Here is a 3,009-nt window from a genome sequence, read left to right as displayed (position 1 = left end):
GGAACGGGCCGCAAGGGTCGTATCCTGCGCGAAGACATCACCAAATTCTTCAAATCCAGCGCGGCACCAGCGGCGGCAGGCGGCGGCGCGGCAGGCGGCATGGGCATTCCACCTATTCCTGCTGTGGACTTCTCCAAGTTCGGTCCTGTTGAGGATGTGGAAATGCCACGCATCAAGAAGCTGTCTGGCCCGGCGCTGCACCGCTCATGGCTCAACATTCCGCATGTGACGCATAACGACGAAGCGGACATCACAGACCTTGATAAGTACCGCAAGGAAATGGACGCGATGGCTAAAGAGAACGGCTATCGCGTGACTTTGCTTTCTTTCGTGATCAAGGCGTCTGTTTCGGCGCTCAAAGAGCACTGGGAATTCAATTCGTCCCTGCATCCTGATGGCGACAAGCTGATCAAGAAAGACTTCTACAACATCGGTTTCGCGGCGGACACGCCGGGTGGTTTGATGGTTCCTGTCATCAAAGACGCGGACAAGAAGGGTCTTGTCGAGATTTCCAAAGAATTGATGGAACTCTCTGGCGCGGCGCGCGAAGGCAAGTTGAAAGGCGCAGACATGCAAGGCGCGACCTTCACGATCTCCTCCCTTGGCGGCATCGGCGGAACCAGCTTCACGCCCATCGTCAACGCACCTGAAGTTGCGATCCTTGGTTTGACGCGCTCGAAAATGGCGCCTGTCTGGAACGGCGAAGAATTCGTGCCGCGCCTGATGCAGCCCTTGTCGCTGTCTTATGACCACCGCGCTGTCGATGGCGCTTTGGCGGCACGCTTCTGCGTCACGCTAAAGACGTTGCTCGGCGATATGCGCAAGTTGATGTGGTAAGGAGGACGATCTGATGGAAATCAAAGTACCTGATATTGGTGATTTTTCTGAAATCCCTGTCGTCTCTGTTCTGGTCTCTGTGGGCGATACTGTCGCCGCAGAGGACGCTCTGGTCGAGCTGGAATCTGACAAAGCCACGATGGAAGTTCCTTCCCCAGCGGCGGGCGTTGTGAAGGAAATCCTTGTGGGCGAAGGCGACAAGGTTTCTATGGGCAGCATCATCATGATATTCGAGGGCGCAGGCGCAGAAGCGGCGCCAGCGGCGGCTCCGGTTGAAGCATCAGCAGCGGCAGCGCCTGCTGCGGTTGCTGCAACGGGAACGGCCAGCGGCGCAGGCGATGTGCACGGCGAAGTGGTTGTTTTGGGCTCTGGCCCTGGCGGCTACACCGCAGCTTTCCGCGCGGCGGATTTGGGCAAGAAGGTTGTTCTTATTGAGAAAAACCCGACGCTCGGCGGCGTGTGTTTGAATGTGGGCTGTATCCCGTCCAAGGCGCTGTTGCATGTGGCGAAAGTCATCACAGAGGCCGAAGACATGGGCGCGCATGGCGTGAGCTTTGCCAAGCCAAAGATCGATCTGGACGAACTGCGCAGCTTTAAAGACAAGGTTGTTGGTCAATTGACGGGCGGTCTGACTGGTCTTGCAAGCGCGCGCAAAGTTACGACGGTTAAGGGCACCGGCAAGTTTACCGGTCCGAACATGATCGAAGTGGTTGAAGATGGCAAAGTCACAACTGTGAGCTTCGATCAGTGCATCATCGCGGCTGGCTCTGAGCCTGTGCATCTGCCGTTCTTGCCGCACGATGATGAGCGCGTAATCGATTCAACGGGTGCGCTGGAGCTGAAAGACATCCCGAAACGGATGTTGGTTCTGGGCGGCGGTATCATCGGTCTTGAAATGGCCTGCGTCTATGATGCTTTGGGATCGAAAGTGACCATTGTTGAGCTGATGGATCAGATCATTCCGGGCGCAGACAAAGATATAGTTAAGCCACTGCACAACCGGATCAAAGGGCGTTACGAAAACATTCTTTTGAAGACGAAAGTCACCGCGATGGAGGCCCAGAAGAAGGGGCTGAAAGTCACGTTTGAGGATGCTGCGGGTGAGGTCTCAACGGATACCTTCGATAAGGTGCTGGTTGCTGTCGGCCGTACGCCAAACGGCAAGAAGATCGATGCGGACAAAGCGGGCGTTGCCGTGGATGAGCGCGGGTTTATCGCCGTGGACAGCCAGCAGCGCACGGGCGTACCTCACATCTTCGCGATTGGTGATCTCGTCGGCCAGCCGATGCTTGCGCACAAGGCTGTTCACGAGGGTAAAGTTGCGGCGGAAGTTTGTGCCGGTCACAAACGCCATTTTGACGCAAAGCTGATCCCGTCTGTTGCTTATACCGATCCTGAGGTTGCTTGGTGCGGCGTGACGGAGACTGAAGCAAAAGCCAAGGGCATCAAGTTTGAAAAGGGTGTCTTCCCTTGGGCCGCTTCTGGCAAAGCTCTTTCGAATGGCAGATCTGAAGGTATCACAAAGCTATTGTTTAACCCAGAAGATCAACGGGTTATCGGTGGTTGCATCGTTGGTGTGAACGCTGGTGATTTGATTGCGGAGGTGGGTTTGGCGATCGAGATGGGTGCAGATGCAGTGGACCTCGGTCACACAATTCACGCACATCCGACGTTGTCAGAGACCGTCAATTTCGCGGCGGAAATGTTCGAAGGAACGATCACAGACCTGATGCCACCTAAGAAGAAAAAGCACTAATTTCATAGCTATTGAGAAAACTACCTGTCCTAGCTCAGTTGCTAGGGCAGGTATACGGCTTAGCAAAGATGCCAACTGGGGGCAGCTCAGCTACTCTAACCAACTATCTATTTCACGGTTGATTATTGGTTAACCTATATGGATATATTATCCTGAATATTAGCTACTTTTTATAAATCTTGTTTCGAGGTCGTTATGATTGCTTTGTTACTTATCCCGCTCGCGCTGGCATTTGCCTTTTCAGGATTTCTAGAAGGGGTCGTTGAAGACATCGCTGAAGACAATGGCGTAGAAGGATTCGATCCAGATGAACCGTCGGTTTATGACGGGTATGATGTGGAATTTGGAACGAATTCGGCAGATACTTTGACGGGATCAAGTGGTGATGACGCCTTGTTCGGTCTTGGCCAAACCGA

3 protein-coding genes are annotated in these 3,009 nt (G+C 54.0%); all 3 read left to right on the top strand.

Features of this window, described 5'->3' with window-relative positions; all coding sequences use genetic code 11:
• The coding region (locus tag ABJQ89_RS04145; protein ID WP_348495005.1) for a 2-oxo acid dehydrogenase subunit E2 at window positions 1–837 on the top strand (837 nt) is incomplete at its 5' end.
• A gap of 13 nt (window positions 838–850) precedes the next feature.
• Window positions 851–2,593, top strand: coding sequence for a dihydrolipoyl dehydrogenase (gene lpdA, locus ABJQ89_RS04140; protein WP_348495004.1), 1,743 nt, complete (start codon window positions 851–853; stop codon window positions 2,591–2,593).
• A 195-nt stretch (window positions 2,594–2,788) separates the two neighbouring features.
• Window positions 2,789–3,009 (top strand): hypothetical protein (locus tag ABJQ89_RS04135; protein ID WP_348495003.1); only part of this gene is annotated, 221 nt, incomplete at its 3' end.

Source organism: Planktotalea sp. (assembly GCF_039984035.1).
Taxonomy (GTDB): domain Bacteria; phylum Pseudomonadota; class Alphaproteobacteria; order Rhodobacterales; family Rhodobacteraceae; genus Planktotalea.
This window is presented reverse-complemented; position numbering and strand designations above follow the sequence as displayed.